Raw genomic sequence first — 21,836 nt, forward strand, 5'->3', positions numbered from 1 at the left:
GTTCGGCCTCAGCGCACCGCCTTCACGGCGTTCCCATCCCCCAGCAGCACAACCTGGGGGCGGTGGACCCGCGCTTCCTCTTCGTCCATCCAGCCGAAGGCCGCAATGATCACCAGGTCTCCGACCTGCCCTTTCCGGGCGGCTGAACCATACAGACAGACCGCGCCCGAACCCGCCGGAGCCGGCACGACGTACGTCTGCAGCCGCGCTCCGTTGTTCACATTCCAGACATGAACGGCCTCATTCGGCTGCAGCCCAGCCGCCTTCATCAGGTCTTCGTCCACGCCCAGGCTGCCTTCGTAGTGCAGTTCCGCACCAGTCAGCGTCGCCCGGTGCAGCTTCGACTTCAGTAGCTTCCGCAGCATCTCAAGCCTGCCCTTTCGACAGTTCGACTGCTCTCCGCAAGCCCAGCAGGGGCAGTTCCGGCACGGTAGCGTCGAACAAACCCTCGCCCTTGAACAGCGCGCCAAAGCCGCCGGTCGAGATCACCAGCGGCCGCTCCTGGGCGAAGTAGTTCGCCGTCACGGCCTCGGCCAGAAACCGCACCGTCGCCGCGGTGCCGTAGAACAGGCCCGCCTGGATGCTCTCCACGGTCGACCGTCCCAGCACCTCGGCCGGCTTGACGATCTCCACCGCCGGCAGCCGCGCCGTCTTCGACTCCAGCATCTCCATCGACGTGTAGATGCCCGGCGTGATGATCCCGCCGAGGTACTCCTTGTCTTTGCTCACCGCGCAAAGCGTGGTTGCCGTCCCGAAGTCGACGATCAAAAGATTGCGGCCTGGGAAGCGCAGCAGCGCGCCGATGGAGTTCGCGATCTTGTCGGCGCCCACTTCCAGCGGATTGCGGTAGCGGATCTTAAGACCCGTCTTGACACCCGGACCCAGCACGAACGGCTCCAACTGGAAGTACTTGCGGAAGCAGTTGCGCAGCGAGTGCACGATGTCGGGCACCACGGCGCACACGGCGGCCATCTCCACCCGTGCCGGATCGATGCCGTTCTCGCGGAGCATGCTGCGGAAGAAGAGGCCGAACTCATCGGAGGACGACCGGATGTTGGAGGTCCGCCGGAACGTCACTTTCAGCTCCTCACCGTCATATACCCCGGCGAAGATCTGTGTATTGCCCACGTCCACGCAAAGCAGCATCTTACTTCTCCTCCCCCACTGGGACGTTGTCGATCAGGCGTACACCTTCCAATACGGCCGCCGCGAAGCGCCGGCCCCAGCGCTCTTCCACGTAGTCCACCGCGAAGCCTTCAGCGTCCAACATGCGCCGGGCTTCTTCGGCGGTCGCGGCCGTAGTCAGGGAACGGTAGACGCTCGCCGCCCCTTCCCTGCCCGCATCGGATAGCAGGGTATTGCGCGAGCTCAAGGCCAAGCCAGACGCGGCACGAACGGTCTCGCAGGGGATGACCTCAGTGGGGACGAAGAAGTCCCTCACCATCTCCCGGATCACCTGGAGCTGCTGGTAGTCTTTCTCGCCGAAGTAGGCACGGTCCGCCCGCACCAGGTTCAGCAGCTTCAGCACGATGGTCATCACACCCTGAAAGTGGCCGGGGCGGTGTGCGCCCTCCATGCCCTCCACGGCGGAGCCGCCCTCGATCCGCAGCCGGTAGCCGTCAGGGTAAAGCTCCCCCGCCGCCGGCATCAGCACGTCGTCAGTGCCGAGCGATGCCAGCAGCTTCAGGTCCTGCTCCACGGTGCGCGGGTAGCGCTCCAGGTCGCTGGGGTTGTTGAACTGCGTGGGGTTCACGAAGATGCTGACCACCACGATGTCGTTCTCGCGGCGGCAGCGTTCCACCAGCGCGCCGTGGCCGGCATGCAACGCGCCCATGGTCGGCACGAGGCCGATGCTGCCTTTCAGTTCCGTGCGGCGAGCCTGCCACTCGCGCACGGTCGTCCAGGTCTTCATGTGTAGCTCTCCTCGATGCTGGGGAAGTCTCCGCTCTTCACCGCCTGGTCATAGCCGTCCAGCGCCTCCACGATGGCGTTAGCGCCTTCCAGGAAGTGCCGCACGAAGCGCGGGTGGAAGTCAGTGTTCATGCCGAGCAGATCCTGCAGGACGAGGATCTGCCCGTCGCACCCGGCGCCCGCGCCGATACCGATTGTCGGAACCTTCAGCGCGGCGGTGACCTCAGAGGCGAGCGGAGCCGGGATGCACTCCAGCACGATGGAGAACGCGCCCAACTGTTCGAGCATGACGGCTTGCCGCAGGATCCTCTGCGCTGCTTCATCGCCCCGTCCCTGCACCTTGTAGCCGCCGAAGGCGTGGATGGATTGCGGCTGGAGGCCGAGGTGGCCCATCACCGGGATACCGCTCTCGACCAGGCGCTGCACGACGTCCTCGTGACCATCGACGCCTTCCAGCTTCACGGCCTGGGCGCCCGCACTCATCAGCACATGGGCCGCATCCAGGGCCGCCGTCCAGCCCATGCGGTAGGACAGGAAGGGCATGTCCGCCACGATCAGCTTGTCGCCGGCGCCGCGGGCCACCGCCTCCGTATGGAGCTTCATCATCTCCACCCGGGCCGCAATGGTCGAGGGGTGGCCGTGCATCACCATGGCGGCGCTGTCGCCCACCAGGATGCCGTCAATGGAACTGCGGGCCAGCAGACGGGCGAACGTGTAGTCGTAGCACGTCACCATCGAGAGCCGCCGTTGTTCCTGTTTTGCGTTGAGAAAGTGTCCAGCCTGCATCGTTCACTGCCCCCATGGGACAGGTGGACGCGGGCTCGACGCGAGGGAAGGAATGGATTGTCTCAGCATCGCCTTGGTACCTGTCGGATTCGATCAAGTCCCCGGACTTACATGCGCCCCGAAGGGCGTCATCGTACGGTGGTCGCTGCCAGTTGGTCAGCGCACTTTGAGTTTATCAGAGGGCGGGCCGCTCGACCCGCCCTTCAAACGGGATCAGTACTGCGGCACAGGCAGCGGGTTGCGCGAGGCGAATTGGACCTGGTGCCAGTAGGGATAGGTCTTCTGGGTCTGGCTGGCCTTGTCCAGCTTCTCCACCTGCTGCGGCGTCAGGTTCCAGCCGGCGGCGGCCAGGTTCTGTTTGAGCTGCTCTTCGTTGCGGGCACCGATGATCACGGTGGCAACCGAGGGCCGCTGCAGCAGCCAGTTCAAGGCGATCTGCGCGACAGTCTTGCCCGTCTCCTTTGCCACTTCATCCAGCGCGTCCACCACGTTGTAGACGTGCTCATCCGGCACGGGCGGTCCCTTTTCCGCAGTCGAATGCAGGCGGCTGACTTCGGGCAGCGGCTGGCCGCGCCGAATCTTGCCGGTCAAACGGCCCCAGCCCAGCGGGCTCCACACCAGCGCGGAGACCTTCTGGTCCAACGCCAGCGGCATCAGTTCCCATTCGTAGTCGCGGCCGATCAGCGAGTAGTAGACCTGATGGCCCACATAGCGCGCCCAGCCGTAGCGTTCCGAGGCCGAGAGCGACTTCATGAGGTGCCAGCCCGAGAAGTTCGAGCAGGCGATGTAGCGGACTTTGCCGCTCTTGACGAAGCCGTCGAGCGTGGCCAGCGTCTCTTCGACGGGCGTCGTGGCGTCGAAGGCATGCATGTGATAGATGTCCACGTAGTCCGTGCCCAGGCGGCGCAGACTGCCCTCCAGCGACTCGGTGAGATGATGGCGGGAGGAGCCCAGGTCATTCGGTCCCTTGCCCATCGCAAAGGTGGCCTTGGTGGAGATGAGGACCTGGTTGCGTTTGCCCTCAAGGGCCTTGCCCAGGATGTCTTCCGAGTGGCCATCAGAATAGACATCGGCCGTATCGAAAAGATTGAGGCCGGCGTCGAGGCAGAGGTCCACAATCCGCTTGGCTTCAGGTACGCCTGTATCGCCCCAGGCTTTGAAGAAGTCGTTGGTACCACCGAAGGTGCCCGCACCGAAACTGAGGGCTGGGACTTTGAGGCCGGAATGGCCTAGCTGTCTGTATTCCATTCCCCTGAATAGATGCGGCAGGCGCGGACGACGCTTCGGGAACGGTCTGTCTTAATGCGCGGCCAACACGGCGTCTGCCGCCTTCAGTGAGAGCTGTGCCGCGTCGAGATCGGTCCGGTTACAGAGGAGGATGACTGTCAGCTTGTGCTGGGAGAAACGCTGGATGACGGTCCGAAAGCCGGTGGTACTGCCGGTGTGCCACATGCGCTTCTGGTCTTTGTAGGGATCGAGAAACCACCCGAATCCGTAGGAGACCGGCTTGCCGGGGTTCAGGTTGTCCTCGTTCTTCTCCCGCGGCCAGCGAGTGGGTGCGCCGTTAGCCAGCTTGGCCGGGGTCCAGGCCTCCTTCATCGCCGACGCGTCCAACAGGGTGTTGCGGGCGAGCGCCTCATCCCATTTGGCTAGGTCAGTCAGGTTGGAGTAGATGCCGCCGTCGCCAAGCGTGGCGGAGGTGGAGCTTTGGTCGCGCTCGACGAAGTGGTCCTGCTGCTTCGAATGACCGTAAGCGCGGTGGACGATGTTGTTGCTGCCGGCGCGGTAGGCGAGGGTGTGATCCATACGCAGCGGGGCGAAGATGCGCTTCTGCAGGAACTCGCCGAAGGGCATGCGGGACACCTTGGCGACTACCAGGCCAAGGACAACGTAGCCGGAGTTGCTGTACGACCAACTGGTTCCGGCGGCGAACCGGGCCTTGGTTTGCGCTTTGAGGAGCTTTAGAACTTCGTCATCCCGGATCTGGTCCTGCGCCGTCCAGCGCTGCGCACCGGCCTCCATCACTTCCTCGTAGTCCGGCAGGCCCGAGGTGTGTGTCAGCAGATGGCGAATGGTGATGGCCTGTCCATAGGCCGGAAAGTCGGGGAAGACCTTGGTGAGCGGGTCGTCGTAGCGGAGCTTGCCGTCCTTCACCAGCAGCATGACGGACATGGCCGTGAACTGCTTGGTGAAGGACGCCAGGCGAAAGTTGGTCTCAGGGTCGATGGGCGTAGCGGAACGGAGATCCGTCACACCGTACCCTCGCTGAAACAGGGTCCGGCCGTCCTGGCGCACCAGCACGGCCAGGCCGGGAGAGCGGCCCTGCACGAGTGGAGCGAAGACGGCGTCGAGGCGGGCGGCAACCGGATCATCGGCAGCCATGGCCAGGACGGGCACGAGCAACAGCCAGGGTAGGTGTTTGAGCATTTGGGTTACTGGCTGACCTTGATGACCCAGGCGGGCTGCTGCATCAGGTCTTCCGGAACGTCGGGCAGGGTGATGGCCAGGCCGGCGGGGGTGGGCTGCCATTTGAGGGCGCCGCCGCCGAGCAGTTCCACGGCCTTGGGCTTCAGTGCCGCCTTCGATTGCAGCACGAAGCGGCGGCCGGGCCAGCGGGGCATGATGGCATAGACGTTGTTGCCCTTGACCGTGAAGAAGGCATCGATGGAAGCCTTACCGGCAGCGGGCTTGGCCACCAGCTTCGACAGGTCATAGGCGGTCTCGTACTCCTTGTTGTACTCGACCTTGGGCACTTCACCGGCGCTCCACTGGCGCGACGTGGTCCAGGGCTTCGTGCCGTAGATGGCATCACCGTTGACGCGCAGGAAGTCGCCGATCTGGATGAGACGCTCTTCCATCACGACGGGGATGGTGCCGTCGGCATCGGGGCCGATGTCGAGAAGCAGGTTTCCGCCGCGGCTGACGAGGTCGACCAGCATGATGACCAGCTCCTTGCCGGAGTGGTAATGGGACAGGTTCTCGGCGCGGTTGTAGCCGTAGGAGAAGCCCATGCCGCGGCTCTCTTCCCAGGGATGGTCCATGCCGCTCATGCCGGGCGTGTACTCAGTGGTCCAATACCCGCCGTGCTTGTGGCGGCTGTCCTTGCCCCAGCGGTCGTTGATGACCACCTCTTCCTTGACGGGCGATTCGTTCAACAGCCAGGCCATGAGCTCCGGTGTATGCCACTCAGAGGAGGGCAGGTCCCACTCGCCGTCGCTGAAGATGATGGCGGGGTGGTAACGGTTCACCAGGTCTTTGAACTGGGGGAACATGTGTTCGCGAATGTAGCGCGGCTTGTCGGTGAGCCACAGGGGGTTGTACCACTCGTAGAGCGAATAGTAGAAGCCCATCTTGAGGCCCTTGCGGCGGACGGCTTCGGTGAGGTCGCCCAGCACGTCGCGTTTGGGCCCGATCTCGGCGGCGTTCCAGGGCCGGCCCCAGGTGGCGGAGGCCTCCTTGTTGGGCCAGAGCGTGAAGCCCTCATGGTGCTTGGAAGTGAGGGCGACATACTTCGCGCCGGAGCGATGGAAGACGTCGGCCCAATGGTCGGGGTCGAACAGCTCAGCCCGGAACTGGGGCGCGAAGTTCTGGTAGGGGTAGTCCGCGCCATACATCTTCTTGTGGTATTCCCAGGTGCCGGATTGAATGGCGTTGGCGCCGGGCTTCTGGCCATTGGTCATGGCGTTCCAATACCACTCGGCGTAAGCGAGTTTGCCGGGAATCACCGGAGCGTAGGCAGGCACGGAGTAGACGCCCCAGTGGATGAAGATGCCGAACTTGGCGTCCTGAAACCAGGCCGGGGTGGGCCGTTTGTCGATGGATTCCCAATTGGGTTGATAGGTCTGTGCAAAGACAGTGGAGGATGCAAACAGAAAGAGAGCCAACTTCTGCATGTGTCCATTATTCCCTCTCTCGGCTCGCGGCGCTGAGGGATTAACGGGCCGGTGCAATGTCGCCGGGGGCGATGACGTTGTTGCGGGTGCAGCACTCGGCGTAGAGGAAGTCGAGCATCTCCTTCAGCCCTTCGGTGTTGGCGGTATAGCGGAGGAAGGTGCTTTCGCGGCGGACCTTCACGAGTTCCTCATTCTTGAGCTTCTCGAGATGGTGGGAGAGGGTGGAGGGAGGGATGCCGAGTTCAGCCTGGATGTCGCCGACGACGAGGCCGCCGGGGTGCGCGGTGAGCAGCAGGCGCAGGATGCGGAGGCGGGGCTCGGCGCCGAGGGCGGCGAGCATGTCAGCGAAGCGGGCTGTCGGATCGTTCTGTGGAGCGGCCACTAATTCGATGATATCAGTAGCATGGAATCCGCTCGGCGCGCTGCCGTTCGCGCCAGTGGGCGGGCGGGGTGCCTTCCCAGCAGCGGAAGGCGCGCACGAAGGAGTTGGCGTCCTCGTAGCCCAGCAGGTAGGCCGTTTCGTTCAATTCCAGGGAGGAGTGGACCAGGTAGTGGCGGGCCAGTTCGCGGCGGGCATCCTCGAGGACCTGCTGGAAGCTAGAGCCGTCGGTGGTGAGGCGGCGCTGCAGGGAGCGGACGCTCATGTTGAGGGCCCGGGCCAGGATGTGGACGGTGGGGCGCTGGCCGGCGAGTTGCTGTTTGAGTGTCGTACGGACCCGTTCCAGGAAGCTGATTTCGGCATCACGCTGGTTCAGCTCCTGTTCGAGCTGGGGCGCGATCATGGAGAACAATTCGGCATTGTGGGTGAGGAAGGGGCGGGCCAGGTCTTCGTTATGGAAGAAAATGGCGTTCTCTCCGGCCTCGTACTCGATGGGGCAATTGAAGTATTGCTCCAGGTGAGTCTGGCCATCGCGGGCGCGGGCGAGGCGGAGGCGGGCCGGTGACAACTGCGCTCCGGTGCCGCGGCTGCCGATGGTGACGACCCAGGCGAAGCAGAGGTCGACCAGAAGGGAGGGCTCGGCGGCAGTGGCGAGCAACCAGAGGAATTGCACGCTGGTTTCCCGGGCATCGGTAACGATGCGGATCTCTTCCGGGCAGGTGAGCTGCTTGTAGCGGGCCATGCGCTGCAGGGCCTCGGCGAAGTTGGGGGCGTAGAGGGCGGCGATGGCGATGGGGTCGTAGCGCTCGATGCGCTGCTCAGTGCCGATCCTGAGCCCGATGGCGGGATCCTGGCTGACGGCCCCGATCGCCTGCCAGAAGGCAAAGAACTCCTCGGTGCTGACCGATGGCTTGGGGTGTTCCAGAAGGCCGGAGGGCAGGCCCGCCTGCCTGAGGACGGCGGCGGGCGGCACTCCGAGTTCTTCCAGTTTGCCTGCAAGGAGCGAATTGACACGAAAGCGTTTGGCCATAGCTCAGGCGGAGGTCTCCTGTTTCAGGCTAGCCATATCGATGACGAAACGGTACTTCACGTCCTGCTTGAGCAGGCGGTCGTAGGCATCGTTGATCTTCTGAATGGGGATGATCTCGATGTCGGAGGTGATGCCGTGTTCGCCGCAGAAGTCGAGCATCTCCTGGGTCTCCGGGATGCTGCCGATGGGCGAACCGGAGAGGCTGCGGCGGCCGAGGATGAGATTGAAGCTGGCAATGGGGAGCGGCTTTTCGGGTACACCGACAAGGGTGAGAGTGCCGTCGCGCTTGAGCAACTGGAGGTAGGCGTTCAGGTCGTGATCGGCTGAGACGCAATCGAGGATGAAGTCGAAGCTGCCGGCGTGGGCGGCCATCTCTTCAGGATTGCGGGAGAGAACCACTTCGTGGGCGCCGAGGCGGAGGGCATCGTCCTTCTTATTAGGAGAGGTGGTGAAGAGGACGACATGGGCGCCGAAGGCGCTGGCGAACTTGACGGCCATATGGCCGAGGCCGCCGAGACCGACGACGCCGACCTTTTTGCCGGGACCCGCCTTCCAGTGGCGAAGGGGCGAGTAAGTAGTGATACCGGCGCAGAGGAGCGGAGCGACGCCGGCGAGGTCGAGATTGGCCGGCACCCGAAGGGCAAAGCCCTGGTCCACGACGATGCTTTCGGAGTAGCCGCCAAACGTCTGGTTTCCGGTGTATTTGTCGGTGCCGTTATAGGTCCAGGTGGCTCCTTTTTCGCAGAACTGTTCGAGGTGCTGTTGGCATTCGGGGCAGACGCCGCAGGAGTCGACCATGCAACCGACGGCGGCGAGGTCGCCGACCTTGAACTTTGTGACATCGGAACCGACGTTCTTCACGCGGCCGACGATTTCATGGCCGGGGACGCAAGGGTAGAGGGTGCTGTGCCATTCGTTGCGAGCCTGGTGGAGGTCCGAGTGGCAGACACCGCAGTAGAGGATTTCGATTTCAATGTCGTTAGTGGTGGGTTCGCGGCGCGGGATGGAAGCAGCGGCAAGAGGAGAGGTTTGGTTGACTGCGGAGTAAGCTTTGACGTCGTGCATGTATCCAAGGTAAAGGGTAAGGCGCGATTTGCCGCATGCAGAACGCGCCAAGCTCTATGCAAAGTGCGCCAGTGTAGAGATTAGGGGTTGAGGACGTGGAAGAGGCGGATGAGGTCGGGCAGGCTGAGCTGTTCGGCGCGGAGGCCGGCTTCGGGCAGGCTGGCAACGAGGTCAGGCGGGTAATGGGAGGAGAGGTTGTTGCGTAAGGTCTTGCGTTTCTGCCGGAAGCAGGCGGAAGCGAAGCGCAGGAAGGCCTTGGTGTCGGCGACGGGAAGAGACGGCCGGGGGGTGAGGCGGACGACGGCGCTATCGACCTTGGGAGGCGGCCTAAAGGAGGCAGGCTTGACGAGGAAGAGGCGTTCGACGGTGCAGAAGAGTTGGGTGGCCACGGAGAGGTAGCCGTAGTCGCGATTGCCGTGGGGGGCGGCGAGGCGGTCGGCCACTTCCTTCTGGACGAGGAAGACAGCGCGTTCGAGGGCAGGACCCATGGCGAGGACCTGTTCGACGATGGGAGAGGTGATGTAGTAGGGCAGGTTGCCGCAGACGGTGGCGGGTCCCCATTGGGCGAGATTGGTGGAAAGGACGTCGGCCTGGACGATTTCGACGGTGGGGTTTTCCGTGTAGCGTTCGCGAAGCTTGGCGGCGAGGGTGGAGTCGAGTTCGACGGCGATGAGGCGTTTAGCGCGGGGGTGAAGGAACTCGGTGAGGCCGCCGGGCCCGGGGCCGATCTCGATGCAGAGGCCGACCTGCTGGGGGCAGGCGGCCTCGGCGATGCGAGCGAGGATCGAGTGCTGAAAGAGAAAATGCTGACCTAGAGGGCGGCCCAAGAGTGGAGACTAACCCTTGACGTCGATCTGGCTGCGGCCGGTAAATTTCACGCGGACCCACCCGGAAGTGGGCATGCCGAACGTGGTGGCTGGATTGAATTCCATGAACAGCAGGGAATTCTCCAGTTTGCGGCGCTGGCTGGCGGTATTGGCGGAGCCGTAGCCGTCAGGGAAGGAGTAGTCGATGACGCGGCCCTGTTCGTCGACGAAGACATCGACGGTGATCTCAGCTTCGGACATATCCAGCAAAGTGGCCCGGACGGAGGGCATGGTGGCGATGGCGATGGATACGTCGTTCGGGTGGCTGACGATGATGCCCTGGAAGTTCGTCATGACCATGGAGAACAGGAAGACGGCGGAAGCCAGGCCACCGAAGGCAGGCAGGGCGATGGGCCGCATCAGGTTATTGATGGATAGGGCGGCGTGTTCTCCGAAGTGGCGGACCCAGGTACGGAGATCGACATAGCGGCGGCGGCGGGACGCTTCGCGGGAAGCCAGGGCGCGCAGGGACAGGGCTACATGGGACGGCATGGGCCGGGGTTTGACCGAGCGCACGGACTGCCGGACCATATCCAATTCCGCCTGGAGCAGGGAGCACCCAGCGCAGTGTTTGAGATGCGAGAGGAGCAGTCGCCGCTCAGATTCGACTACACAGCCGTCCTGGAGCGCGGAGAGCATCAACCTTGTTTGTTGGCAGTCCATAACGATCCAGACCTCTTAGTCGGCGGCCGTCTGAGGGGTGAAGTGCAACCCCCTGGACGGTTCCAACTGTTCAACCAGAGCCTTGCGGAGCGATTCGCGACCGCGCAGGATCCGGGACTTTACCGTGCCGAGCGAGACATCAAGGACGTCGGCAATCTCTTCGTAGCTCAGATCCTCGAGGTCCCGTAGCACAACAGCCGACCGGAACACAGGATTCAAGCCTTCCAAGGCTTTTTCGATCGCCGATCTCCACTCCTCATTGAGGGCGAGATCGTAGGGCGAGCGAGCGGCATCGCTCAGGTGATCGAGGTAGCCCAGGCCATCACCTTCGGCTTCCAGACCTACTTCGGCGCGTTTATGGCGACCGAACCAACGGCGGCGATTGTGCGCCTCGTTGACCGCAATGCGGTAGATCCAGGTCTTCAGTGAACTTTGGCCGCGGAAGGCAGTGACGTTACGAAAGACTTTCAGGAATACATCCTGAGTGACGTCGCCCGCTTCGCTGGAGTCGTCAATAAGGCGTTGAACCAGATTAAAGACCGGCAACTGGAAGCGTTCCAGGAGAGCCTCGTAAGCTGATTCAGAACCAGACCGAAGACTCTCGAGAAGACACCCCTCGTCGGGCCACCCCGGCCATTCCGGGGGAGCCACTTCATTACCGAGCTCTGGCATGTTTGGAGCCGGTTCCATGGGTGCCTCCGCAGAGCCATTGTAGCGCCGTTCACATCAGCGCCGTTGTATATAGAGACACCCCGGCGAAGAAAAAAGTTCCTGACGGGTTTAGGGGTACTAGTGGAGGGTTCCAGCGGGCGGAGCTGAGTACGGAGCGATCGGACGGATAGAAGTAAGGGGGGATCGGAGGGCCGACGGGCCCGGTCGTTTTTCCATTGTGGCTTATGTTGCAGATTTTGTTGGTCTTAGTTGTCTTCCTCAAGGTGCGGTGAGGCTCGGAAGAGGTAGACGCGCGGTTGAGCGGGGTGAGTTTACGGGGATCACAATCGGATTCCTATGGTGGGTTTGTTCAGCCACGGAGAGTGGAAAGGGACTGAGAAGGCTGGGGTAGAAGAGCTTCCGGACCGTGGTGGCTTTGATCACTCACGGAGAGAGGAATGGGGTGCGGGAGGGCCCGTGGCGGACGGGCTTCCGGACTGTGGTGGGTTTGATCCCTCACGGAGAGCGGAATGGGTTGCGGTTGGGTCCGTGGCGGGCGGGCTTCCGAACTGTGGTGGCTTTGATCACTCACAGAGAGAGGAATGGGTTGCAGGAGGGGTCGGGGCGGACGGGCTTCCGGACTGTGGTGGCTTTGATCACTCACGGAGAGTTGAATAGGTTGCGGTCGGGTCTGGGGCGGAGAGGCTTCCGGAGCGTAGTGGGTTTGTTCGACCACGGAGAGGGGAAGCTGCCAGGAAGGACCTCCGGGGCCGCAGTGGGTTTGTTCACTCAAATTCCGTCTTCGCTGACAAGGTCCGGCCGGGCGGGCGTTCGCGGCAAGAGATTCCATGCGGATTTTTGGAGAGTCCATTGGCGTGGATGAGAGAGAGGAACGCCCGCGATCGAGGTGCGGCCGGTGGGGGCGGCGGTTTGGATTTCAAAGACCCGGCCGAATCGCGAGAGAGCCCGAGATTCGTGCGCCCGCATCGTACGGATGGATAGTCCATGTTTTGGAGCATGCGTCGGCAACACGATGAAAACAGGCAGCGAATATACTTGATTGGGCGCGGACCGCATCTGGCCTCATGGGCAAAATGGGGGAGAACTGCCGCGGCCGGGTGGGGTGTGCGTGGATTTGTGCGGCTGCGGGCGTCCTCAGGAGCGTCGGGATTGGCCTTGGTTGGGCGATTCCGGGCGAGTCGTGCGGAGGGGAGGGGCGTGGGCGCTGTTGGGAACGGCTGGGGTGGGCGAGAAATCGGGGACAGTGGTACCCGTCCCGGCGAGGTTTTTGCCTTCTTGATTGCAGACTATTTTGTACTTTTGTGGGATTTGGCGCAGAGATAGGTCTGCTCGTAGGGTGGGCGCCTCCGTTTTGGGCTCGGGGTATGGCGGACCGATGGAATTGGAGAGAGGGCCGGGCGGGTTTGGCTGTGTTCCTGGGGCATTACGCCCAATTGGAGGGTCAGTTCTGGTGATTCGCGGTGGGACGGGTCAGGCTGAAGGGCATCTAATTCAGACCTTCGACGGTCCGGCCATTCAAGAGGGCACAACGCCCACCGCATCGAACTGCAGGGCGAATCGATGCGCCAGAAGCGCGGCCCGAAGGCCGGGAGGGAGTGTGCGTGAAGAGGCGCCGTCCAGTAGGTTTCTCCATTGTTGAGCGGGGCAAGGGGCTCAAACGCCGCCCCTCGCCCCGCACCCCTACTCCCGCTCAAAACCAAATTGATTGACTGAACGCGATGAGTTCACGATGATATGAACAACCCAGCGTCGCTTCGCTCCGAAAGTGATCGGCATGCCTTGGAATCCTGATCGCCATCAGATTGGAATCGGTGATCGGCTTCGTCGGAATGCGCATAGGATGGGAAGCTGAGACGCATACGCGTCACCGGACCCCACACGAACTGACGCGGAGCGGATCGCCACCCCGGATTTGCAGGATACACTCCCAGTCCTCTACAATTGCCCCAGGCTCAAGTCGGTTGGACTCTTGAGTCGGGTCGTAACCCTCTTGCTCTCGACCCCGGCCACAGATTGCTTCCGGACAAGCTATGCGCCCGAGGATGAAGGACGCCACACCTGCACGCCTCCGAAGTGGCGCACAAATACTATCCAGCTGAATGTTTCGTCGAACAGTTCTATATCATCCGCGCTCGGGTACCACACATCATAAAAATGCTTAATTAGGTCTTCCGTTTGGAAGCGGTCGATCTCCCGAAGCGGCCCCCATTCCACATAAATCGTTGGCCTCGGGACAACGCCACATTTTTCAAATACCTGACTCAAGTCGATTTCCTGTTTGTCAAGGTCCACGCCGGCTAGCGGTTTGGATTGTTGCAGGATATGCGTAAGGACCACTTGAGGCGGCCCTTCTGGACGGCCAGCGCTGGAGAGTAATCTATCTATTACCTCTCGCTCCTGGTCTTCAGTCAACGACGCGAACTGAGGCGGCAAGGCGCCAGGATTCTTTCGTAAAAGACTTTCGATCTTAAAGAACTCCATCTATTGACTCCCCTCAGGTTTGCCAACAGGGACAGCGCCTTTGTTCCTTTTCCCTTTTGTAAAGTCCCACCAGTTGAAGTGTGTCTGAGTCTCGGGAGTACCTTGTTTGGCATTAGGATGTGCAGGATCAAGCCGATACCCTGTTTTTTTGTTGCCGGCCTGTGGACCCCCAAACTTGACCGGTTCACCCTTCGGCTGCTTTCCAACTTCAGCATGAACTTTGCCCAGCGCTTCCTTGTGATCGCTCAGGCTTGGCTTTGAACTTGAAAACGCTGCATTTGCAAGGTGCCCACCCGCAACGGTTGCTGTCACGGTTCCATGGGCTGCGACTGCCGCACCCGAGGCTGGGACAAGGACACCGACGCCCGTTGCCGCGGCTGGTGATGTTACGATGGTCTCAGCCCCGCCGCCCAGAGCTTCGAGTGTGCCGGTAATAGTTGCGACGGCATCGCCGATTGCCTGGCCTCTCTGAAAATCTCCATTTCCCCCATCAATGCGACCTCCGCCAGCGGTGTCGTCGCTCGTGAATGCGTTTATCGCGCGCTTAACGTAGTCCCAAAAGTCATGCCCATCCGGATCGATGTAGCGAAGCGGGTTGTTCCGAACGTAAACATACTTGTTCAAAGTCTGCGGGTCGGTGATGTCCGCGTACGGCAAGGGGCCAGGTTGGCCGACCTGCTGGCCGGTGAATGGATCTACGATGCCGCCGGTAAACTCGTCTGACGACGTGAACCTCCCCTGCGCCCCACTGTAGTACCTCGCCCCAAAGGAATCCAACCCCGTCTCCGCATCCCGTTCTTTGCCGGTGGAATGCGGCGTGGACGGTGTACCCTCCGGCCGAAGTTCGCGGGACGGGTACGTCATAGCCGTGGATTGGACGGCCACGCGCAGCACTTGCGCGTTTTCGACACCGCGCCAAGCTGTCCTACCCATGCAGCTTCAATCATGAACGCGTCTGTCACCTTTTCCCCTGTGCCCTGGAAGCCAGCAGTTCCACTACTTTCGATAGCTCCGCCATGTGCCGATTAGCGGTGAGAGAAGATCCGTCCGTGAATCGCACATCCACTTTCTGGTGACTTTGGACCGCGGTGGCAATATCCGCATAGCTGTGCCGGACCGTGCGGAACGGACCGCGGCAGAGGATGCCGTCCTTCGTGAAGCAGATTCGGGTCCTCCAGATCACCAGTAGCAATCCACCGACTAGAAGCGAGAACAGAACAGCTGTGATGGTGAACATAGGTTCAGCGTCAGCAGGTCCGCTCAAGTCTGTGAGGGCAGCGCCAGCCACAATAGCAGTTGCCGCGGCAGCAAGCGCAGAGAGCGCAAGCCTGAATGGAGTGCCGTACCGAGCATCAAAGGACTCGGGGGCGGGACCGGAGCCAGGTAATCCCTTCACGGTTGCTGCTCTTCCTTCGGCTTCAGGACTGCACCGACAGGAGACTTCACGACGGTTCGCTGTACGGCAGCAGCGGCCGTAGCTTGATTATTGATGCTTTGCTGCGCGGCCCCAGCCTGGGCTTCGCGCTTCGCGATCTTGGCAGGATCACCGGATTCAACAGCTTGTTTCAAGAGGCTCTCAGCTCTGGTTGTCGCCTGCTTTGATGTGGCAGCTATACTGTCCTTGGCCAACTCTTTCGCGGCCCCTCCCACTAACCCAGTCGCCACCCCAGTGAGCACATCGACCGTTACGGCCTTCTTATCGAGCACCTTCGTCCTAGAATCCCCGTCTATCGCCCTCTCCGTCGCTCCGCCCACAACACTGGCGGCGGTGTAGGCTCCAGCGGTCCCCAACAGCCCTAACCCACCGGTGGCCGCGACCGTACCGCCGAAGATCGCGCCATTCACGCCCTTTGCATTGACCTTTTGAAGGTCAATGTTTTCTCCCTTGATCCACTGCCTACCCAATTCAAAGCCTGCACCTGCCAAGTATCCACCTCCGGACCCTGCCACAATGTGCCAGAAGTGCCCATCAGGATCGTTTCTCGCAAGGGGATTATTGCGAACGTAACCGTACAAATTGAGCGTCTGGGGATCGCCCAAGTCAGCATACGGTATCGGCTCGGGATCCTCCGACCAGTCCGGTGATGTGAATCTCCCCTGCGCCGCACTGAAGTAGCGAGCCCCGAAGTAATCGAGTCCGGTCTCGGCATCCCGTTCTTTGCCGGTGAACCGCACCCTCTGCCAGTCCGCGTCCGCGGCCGCCTTGGTTTGGTAGCCCAGTGCTGCCGTGCGATTCGTGGTGTCCGCCTCTATTTCCTGTCCAAAGGGGAAGTCATCGGTTCTCGATCGCACTGTACCACTGTTGGACCTCATCAGGCGCGTGCTGCCCAGATGATCCGGGATCAGATACTGACGGCCGCTCGCGGTTGAACCTGCGCCATATTCCTGCGCCAAGCCGCCCTGTGCGTCATACACGTACACTATGGTCGCACCGCTCACAGTCCGCTTGACCCGGTACCCCTCTCCGTCGTACTCGGCGGACCTTGTTCCGCTTGCGCTGGTCCTGCCGCTCAGCATCCGATTCTCTCCATCGTACGCCAAGTCGACAGGATCGCCACTCGATGCGGGGAGGGATCCGTTGCCGGCAGCATCGACACCAGAAGCGGCCCATTGGTTCTTCCCCGCAGTTTGCAGGCTCACAGGATCCGGGTACTTCGTCAGCAACCCCGTCACCAGTGAAGTGATGTCCTGCGCCACCTGCGGAACTCCTGTGGCGGGAGATGGACTACTGCTCGGTTCCCAAATTGGTCTTGCGGATAAACCATCTCCTTGGTGTTGATCTGGAATTCTCCATGATTCAGTGGATTGATCCAGCGGATGGCGTGGTTGCCATTGGGTTCGCGGAGGGGTGATGCCTCGGGCAGGTCAGGCTTATGAGGCCAATTCCTTCTGATGTTCCCGTTGATGGGAAACTGGGGGGCGGAAGGCCGGCACGACTGCCGGCCCGCAAGCCTGGGGGCATACCCCACGGAGGAGGGGCTCTGATTGGGTTTGGGGGCTTTGGGTGGACTGGGGTTGTGGTTTCGGAGAAGATGGCCGGCACGATTGCCGGCCCGCAAGCGTGGGCGCTTGCCCCACGGAAGAGGGCGGTTGCCCCACGGATGAGGGCGGTTGCCCCACGGATGAGGGGATTTCGGCTGGTTGGCGGTGATCTGGAATACTCCGCGATGCGGGGGATTGCTCCGGGGGATAGCCGCGAGACCGGTACAGACGTTGAGCCGGTCTCCTGTCTAGAGCAAGCCGGCCTCGCGCCGGTAGTATTGGCGGGCCTTATTGCGGTTGCCACAGTCCGCCATGCTGCACCACCGCCTCTTGCGGGCGTTGGAACGGTCCAAGAAGAGCCAGCCGCAGCCTGCATCTTCGCATTGACGGACCAAACCGTGGGCATCCGAGGTAAGAAGATCGGTTGCTGCCACTAGGACGGGATGGAGGAGATAGTCTGTACACCGCGCAGCAGGCCGCCAAGTCCAGCGAACATCCGCTCCCTGCAGGGCCAAACAGCGCTTGGCGCAACAATCGTGCAACGCATTCCCAACCTGGGCCAGTGTGTCTGCCGGGATCGGGTCATCGATTGCGATTGCATGGAAAACCGCAAACAGTTGTTCGCGGACTGCGCGGATGCGCCGCAGTGCCGCGGTCCCCATCAGGGGACAAGAGTGGATTGCAGCCCGATCCGGCAACTGAGCCTCGCTCGCCCACTGGCGCACCTCCGCGGCACATTGCAGATGGTCGATCTTCTTCCCGGGATCCGCTCGATATGCGACCGTGTTCACGAAATCGAGGGCAAGGTTTCCGGCGACAAATTGATATGTGTAATGGCCGGTGTCCATGACGGCCGTCACATCTAACCGCATGATCCGATTTTACACGGTTATGTTAGTCTAACCGTATAATGGCCGAGTATACGGTTAGGACGCCAGCGACCTCAAGCGATGCAACACAACGCAAACTGATCGCCGGCATTGTGATCACGACGCTGATGGCAGTGGCCATCGTGACCGCCGACCTGGCGAGCGGCGGCCGCCCTGATCCGCCGGCGCTGCGCGCCGCGGCTGTGCTCCTCGATGGTTCCTGGCGATTCCAGACCGGCGATGACCCACACTGGGCAGACGTCCATGCGGATGATCGCAGTTGGGAGACGGTCGATCTGACCGCCTTGCCGGGTAGCCACGATGGCGACGTGGGCCTGCCCGACTACGTAGGCGGGTGGATGGCGCACGGTCATCCCGGCTATCACGGCTACGCCTGGTACCGGCGCGCGGTGATGGTGCCGGCCGGACGCGCGGCGTGGGAGATCCTGGGGCCGACCCTCGTCGAGGACGGCTACGAGCTTTATTGGAACGGCCGCTTGTTGGGCGGGTCGGGCCGGCTGGGCCCAGCTCCGCGCCTCACCGGCACTCGGCCGCTGCGGTTCGCCCTTCCCGCGGATGCGGCGGGCACCCGTGGCGTGATCGCTGTCCGCGCGTACATGCGGCCCGGGTCTGGTGGCAGCGCGGACGGCGGCGGCCTGCACAGCGCGCCGATACTGGCTCCGCGGCCGGTAAGCGAAGCGCTCCACCGCGTGCAATGGGCTCGCACCATCGCCGGTTATATCGTTGACGTGATAGAGCCGGCCGTTATGTTCGCGGTCATTGGCTTGGCACTCTGGTGCTGGTCCCGCAGCAGCCACAAGAGTTTCCTGATCCTTGCCTGCATTGCGCTGGCGCTCATGGCCGAGAGGCGGCTCAACAATGCGCTCGTAGCCTGGACCGATCTGTTGGACCTGGCTACCTATGCGTGGCTGGCCTCCGTGATGTGGGTGCCGATGGTGGCGGCCTGGACGCTGGCCTGGAACCGTTGGGGCCTGCGTCCGTGGCGCAGCATCGATGTGTTGGCTGTCGTGCTGGCGGTCGCAGGGGCCCTCGGCGCCGTGACTCATGCGGCGAGTGTCAGCAGCGGCAGCCGGCTGGGGTCGATCGCGGTGCTGGTCGTGATCGGCGCGCGCATTGCCCGCACGGGACCAAGGCGGATCCTGGCGCTTGGCACGTTGGCCTCGATTATGGCTGCGTTATTCGGCGGCGAGCTGCTCGATCCGATGGGTGTACCGGGCATCTGGTTTCCGTTCGGCATCGGTGTGTCGCGGACACAGTATGTTTACGCGATGGCTGTCCCGTTGCTAGCCTTTCTGATCGTACGAACCTTGCCTTCCGAAGAGAATGCATAGATGGGCGACGGGGCGGTGTTTCGCAGTTGATGTCGCGATATCGTCGTGCGACAGACGCTGACCTCCGGGGCCGGATCGAATACACAGTTCAGAATCGCGATGGACAAACCGGATAGCGAAGTGCGTTTCATCAGGTGCTCCATGAAAGCGATTGCACTGACAGGCGCCCCGTTCCACTCTCGACCACCGGGCCCTGCATGGCTGTAGAAAGCTCAAAATGCGACTTATGGATGCCGCCGGAACTACACCGGAGTGGATACCCATCATGCAATCGCTTTCATCAATTTTCTAGTAGAATAGGCCCAATATGAACACGCTTCGGAAAATGGCGCTGTGCGCCCTGTGCTGTTTTGCGTTTCACGTCGCCGCTCAGGTACCCGCCCCTACCAAGACAGGCTCCCCCGCCGCGCCAGGCACTGCCCCGCGCACCACCATCGCGCCCTACTTCCAGCCGGCATCGTCTTCGCCCTCGGCGCCGGACGCCGACGGATTCCTTCGACGCTGGCTCCTGCTCGAGCCGATCAAGAAACCAAACCGCACCAACACCGTGTTCACCGACAGCTACGTGCGGAACGCCTTCGCTACCGAGTACTTTCCCAACCAGTTCACCGTCGTTCCGCGCGACGGCGACAAGGTGACGGTTGCCGGAGAGGAACTCGCCTGGCACGCACTGGATTCCACAAACTTCAACGTCAAGCTGTTTCGCTTCGCCCATGGCCTCAACAAGCCCACTTATGGCGTCATCTTCTGGGCCGTCACGGTCGTCAATAGTCCGCGTGAGATTCAGAACGCCCGCCTGGCCGCGGGGTCCAATGCAGCCTCAATCTGGTGGTTCAACGGGAAGGAAACGGTCGACCTCTTTACCGACCGTCGCATGGTGATGGATGATGTCGTTTCCAAACGCCTCACCATCCACAAGGGCCGGAACATCCTCCGCGGCGCCGTCATCAACGGTCCAGGCATGAGCGATTTCTGCGTTCGCTTTGTCGACGCGAATGGCCAGCCCATCAAGGGCCTCACGATCACCCTTGCTGGAGAATGATCATCGTGCCGCTTTCGTCATCCTTGTTTCATCACGGAGCTCTTGTGAAATCTCTTCTTCGCGCAGCAGCTATCCTCCTCACGGCAGCGGTTCCCGCGTTGCTCTCCCAGGCCCCGTCGAATCCGGGTCCAGGGCCGGCGCTGAATGGCGAGCCCTACATACACGATCCCTCCACTGTCGCGTTCTGCGAGGGCAAGTATTACACCTACGGCACCGGCGGCGGCGGTCTGATCTCGGAAGACGGCTGGACCTGGCATGGCGGGGCCCAGCGCCCGGGAGGTGGAGTGGCGCCCGACGTCATTCACATCGGCGATCGCTACTATATGACCTACGCCAAAGGCGGCGGCGGAATGTCGGGAGGGCACGCGAGCAACGTCTACGTGATGTGGACCAAGACGCTCGACCCCAAATCACCCGACTTCGGATTCAAAGACGAGACCCTGGTCGCCTCCTCTGACGGCGTCGAGGATTGCGACGCCATCGATTCGTCTTTCCTGCTCGATCCCACCACCGGGCGGCTGTGGCTCACCTACGGGACTTACTTCGGCTACATCCGTCTGATCGAACTGGATCCCAAGACGGGACATCGCGTTGCGGGCAACAAAGCCCTGAACATTGGGATCGACATGGAAGCCACCGTCCTGATCTACCGCGATGGCTGGTACTACCTGCTCGGCACACACGGCACCTGCTGCGACGGCGCTAACTCCACCTACAACATCCGCGTGGCGCGCTCCAGAAAAGTCACCGGCCCCTACCTCGACAACATGGGCATCGACGCGCTGCGGGGCGGCGGGAAACTCGTCGTCGGGGCAAGCGGCCGATTCGTCGGGCCCGGCCACTTCGGCCGCATGGAGTTAGGCGACGGCGTCGAGAAGTTCTCCTGCCATTACGAAGCCGACCTCGACCGGAGCGGCCGCAGCGTCCTCGACATCCGCCCGCTGCTGTGGAGAGACGGATGGCCCGTAGGCGGCGACAATTTCCAGGAGGGCACCTACCAGATACAGGCCGAGCGCAGCGGTTTCGCACTGGAATTGGGCGTGGAGTTCGTGCGCATGGCACGCACCGGCGGCTTCGGCCCTCCCGGTGGAGCACGCGGCGCAACGCCCCCTCCACCGGTGAAACCCGTGCCGGCCCAGCAGCTTGCCGATGTTTCGGGTAACTGGCCCGCCGGTGAGCTTGAGATTCGCCTCGGCGACTTTATGATGCGGCCCCATCAGATCTGGACCATCACACCGGTGGCCGGCTCCGGCGGCTATCCCGGCTCGCCCTACTTCAAGATCGTGATCGCCGGCACCGATCGCGCGCTCGCGGCCACCGCCGATGCTGAGGTGGTTGTGGTTCCCAAGTTTACCGGCGCTCCCGAACAGCTATGGCGCATCGACCAGTTGACCGACGGCACCTTCCGTATCATGCCAAAAGCGGTGCCCAATTCCACCGAACCGCTGGCATTGACCGCGGTGGGCCACAGTACGCCGACATTGACCAAGTTCGATCCCAAGAGCGATAAGGCGCGCTGGAACTTTAGGAGACCGTGAGACTGCCGGCTACTTGGGCGCCCGCATTGTCTACATAGGACGAATGCGGATCCTGGCGATCGGCACGTTAGCGTCGATTGTGGCCGCATGGTTCGGCGGCGAGGTGTTCGATTCGATTGTTATACCGGGCATCTGGTTTCCCTTCGGCATCGGCGTGTCGCGGACGCAGTATCTTTACGCGATGGCTGTCCGGCTGCTGGGTTTTCCGGGCGTACGAACCTTGGGTTCCCAAGAGAAGGCGTAGATGGGCGATGGGGCGGTGTTTGGCAGCTACAGGTCTCGCGGGACTTCTGCCGACGGACTGCTG

22 protein-coding genes and 1 pseudogene are annotated in these 21,836 nt (G+C 62.2%); 4 read left to right on the forward strand and 19 right to left on the reverse strand.

Translation table 11 applies throughout. The features are described 5' to 3' along the window. Nucleotides 1-8 precede the first annotated feature (8 nt). The 19 genes and pseudogenes from panD to ACR9Y2_RS37425 form a co-directional block, all read right to left on the reverse strand. The gene (panD, locus tag ACR9Y2_RS37335; RefSeq protein WP_435047008.1) at nt 9-365 is read right to left on the reverse strand and encodes an aspartate 1-decarboxylase; all 357 of its coding nucleotides are present in this window, start codon (nt 363-365) and stop codon (nt 9-11) included. 1 nt (nt 366) lies between these two features. Then, nucleotides 367-1,146: a type III pantothenate kinase gene (locus tag ACR9Y2_RS37340; RefSeq protein WP_435047009.1), complete on the reverse strand. Its 780-nt coding sequence runs from the start codon at nt 1,144-1,146 to the stop codon at nt 367-369. A 1-nt stretch (nt 1,147) separates the two neighbouring features. Then, nucleotides 1,148-1,912 (reverse strand): pantoate--beta-alanine ligase, encoded by a 765-nt coding sequence (gene panC, locus ACR9Y2_RS37345; RefSeq protein WP_435047010.1) that lies wholly within the window; start codon nt 1,910-1,912, stop codon nt 1,148-1,150. After that, nucleotides 1,909-2,697 carry a 3-methyl-2-oxobutanoate hydroxymethyltransferase gene (gene panB / locus ACR9Y2_RS37350; protein ID WP_435047011.1) on the reverse strand — a complete coding sequence of 263 codons (789 nt, stop codon included), beginning with the start codon at nt 2,695-2,697 and terminating at the stop codon, nt 1,909-1,911. The genes panC and panB overlap by 4 nt, the downstream gene beginning before the upstream one ends. A gap of 213 nt (nt 2,698-2,910) precedes the next feature. After that, nucleotides 2,911-3,945 carry an aldo/keto reductase gene (locus ACR9Y2_RS37355; RefSeq protein WP_435047012.1) on the reverse strand — a complete coding sequence of 345 codons (1,035 nt, stop codon included), beginning with the start codon at nt 3,943-3,945 and terminating at the stop codon, nt 2,911-2,913. A gap of 51 nt (nt 3,946-3,996) precedes the next feature. Beyond that, nucleotides 3,997-5,124 (reverse strand): serine hydrolase domain-containing protein, encoded by a 1,128-nt coding sequence (locus ACR9Y2_RS37360; protein WP_435047013.1) that lies wholly within the window; start codon nt 5,122-5,124, stop codon nt 3,997-3,999. A gap of 5 nt (nt 5,125-5,129) precedes the next feature. Then, nucleotides 5,130-6,590: an alpha-L-fucosidase gene (locus tag ACR9Y2_RS37365; protein WP_435047014.1), complete on the reverse strand. Its 1,461-nt coding sequence runs from the start codon at nt 6,588-6,590 to the stop codon at nt 5,130-5,132. Nucleotides 6,591-6,630: 40 nt separating this feature from the next. After that, nucleotides 6,631-6,972, reverse strand: coding sequence for an ArsR/SmtB family transcription factor (locus ACR9Y2_RS37370; protein ID WP_435047015.1), 342 nt, complete (start codon nt 6,970-6,972; stop codon nt 6,631-6,633). 13 nt (nt 6,973-6,985) lie between these two features. Then, nucleotides 6,986-7,999, reverse strand: coding sequence for an AraC family transcriptional regulator (locus tag ACR9Y2_RS37375; protein WP_435047016.1), 1,014 nt, complete (start codon nt 7,997-7,999; stop codon nt 6,986-6,988). A gap of 3 nt (nt 8,000-8,002) precedes the next feature. Then, on the reverse strand, nt 8,003-9,064 hold the full coding sequence (locus ACR9Y2_RS37380) for an NAD(P)-dependent alcohol dehydrogenase (protein ID WP_435047017.1): 1,062 nt from the start codon (nt 9,062-9,064) through the stop codon (nt 8,003-8,005). A gap of 80 nt (nt 9,065-9,144) precedes the next feature. Next, complete coding sequence (rsmA, locus tag ACR9Y2_RS37385) at nt 9,145-9,891, reverse strand: 16S rRNA (adenine(1518)-N(6)/adenine(1519)-N(6))-dimethyltransferase RsmA (RefSeq protein WP_435047018.1); 747 nt, start codon at nt 9,889-9,891, stop codon at nt 9,145-9,147. A gap of 9 nt (nt 9,892-9,900) precedes the next feature. After that, nucleotides 9,901-10,461: a hypothetical protein gene (locus ACR9Y2_RS37390; protein ID WP_435047252.1), complete on the reverse strand. Its 561-nt coding sequence runs from the start codon at nt 10,459-10,461 to the stop codon at nt 9,901-9,903. Between the two features lie 36 nt (nt 10,462-10,497). Next, nucleotides 10,498-10,593: pseudogene (locus ACR9Y2_RS37395) on the reverse strand (hypothetical protein); the annotation flags it as partial. A gap of 15 nt (nt 10,594-10,608) precedes the next feature. Continuing rightward, a complete protein-coding gene (locus ACR9Y2_RS37400; RefSeq protein WP_435047019.1) occupies nt 10,609-11,283 on the reverse strand; it encodes an RNA polymerase sigma factor in 675 nt (224 codons plus the stop codon). A gap of 2,010 nt (nt 11,284-13,293) precedes the next feature. Continuing rightward, a complete protein-coding gene (locus ACR9Y2_RS37405; protein WP_435047020.1) occupies nt 13,294-13,746 on the reverse strand; it encodes a hypothetical protein in 453 nt (150 codons plus the stop codon). Beyond that, nucleotides 13,747-14,679, reverse strand: coding sequence for an RHS repeat-associated core domain-containing protein (locus ACR9Y2_RS37410; RefSeq protein WP_435047021.1), 933 nt, complete (start codon nt 14,677-14,679; stop codon nt 13,747-13,749). Between the two features lie 25 nt (nt 14,680-14,704). Then, a complete protein-coding gene (locus ACR9Y2_RS37415) occupies nt 14,705-14,929 on the reverse strand; it encodes a hypothetical protein (RefSeq protein WP_435047022.1) in 225 nt (74 codons plus the stop codon). 209 nt (nt 14,930-15,138) lie between these two features. Then, a complete protein-coding gene (locus ACR9Y2_RS37420; protein WP_435047023.1) occupies nt 15,139-16,443 on the reverse strand; it encodes an RHS repeat-associated core domain-containing protein in 1,305 nt (434 codons plus the stop codon). Nucleotides 16,444-16,976: 533 nt separating this feature from the next. Beyond that, the gene (locus ACR9Y2_RS37425; RefSeq protein WP_435047024.1) at nt 16,977-17,600 is read right to left on the reverse strand and encodes a CGNR zinc finger domain-containing protein; all 624 of its coding nucleotides are present in this window, start codon (nt 17,598-17,600) and stop codon (nt 16,977-16,979) included. A gap of 38 nt (nt 17,601-17,638) precedes the next feature. Here ACR9Y2_RS37425 and ACR9Y2_RS37430 point away from each other — a divergent pair, with 38 nt between their 5' ends. From ACR9Y2_RS37430 to ACR9Y2_RS37445, 4 genes are all read left to right on the forward strand, one after another. Further along, nucleotides 17,639-18,949 carry a glycoside hydrolase family 2 gene (locus tag ACR9Y2_RS37430; RefSeq protein WP_435047025.1) on the forward strand — a complete coding sequence of 437 codons (1,311 nt, stop codon included), beginning with the start codon at nt 17,639-17,641 and terminating at the stop codon, nt 18,947-18,949. 307 nt (nt 18,950-19,256) lie between these two features. Next, complete coding sequence (locus ACR9Y2_RS37435) at nt 19,257-19,991, forward strand: acetylxylan esterase (protein WP_435047026.1); 735 nt, start codon at nt 19,257-19,259, stop codon at nt 19,989-19,991. Continuing rightward, nucleotides 19,988-21,529, forward strand: a complete 1,542-nt coding sequence (locus ACR9Y2_RS37440) for a family 43 glycosylhydrolase (protein ID WP_435047027.1) — start codon at nt 19,988-19,990, stop codon at nt 21,527-21,529. Before ACR9Y2_RS37435 ends, ACR9Y2_RS37440 begins: the two co-directional genes overlap by 4 nt. A 43-nt stretch (nt 21,530-21,572) precedes the next feature. Further along, nucleotides 21,573-21,773, forward strand: coding sequence for a hypothetical protein (locus tag ACR9Y2_RS37445; protein ID WP_435047028.1), 201 nt, complete (start codon nt 21,573-21,575; stop codon nt 21,771-21,773). Nucleotides 21,774-21,836: the final 63 nt, after the last annotated feature.

The organism is Paludibaculum fermentans (assembly GCF_051172195.1).
Classification (GTDB): Bacteria; Acidobacteriota; Terriglobia; order Bryobacterales; family Bryobacteraceae; genus Paludibaculum; species Paludibaculum fermentans_A.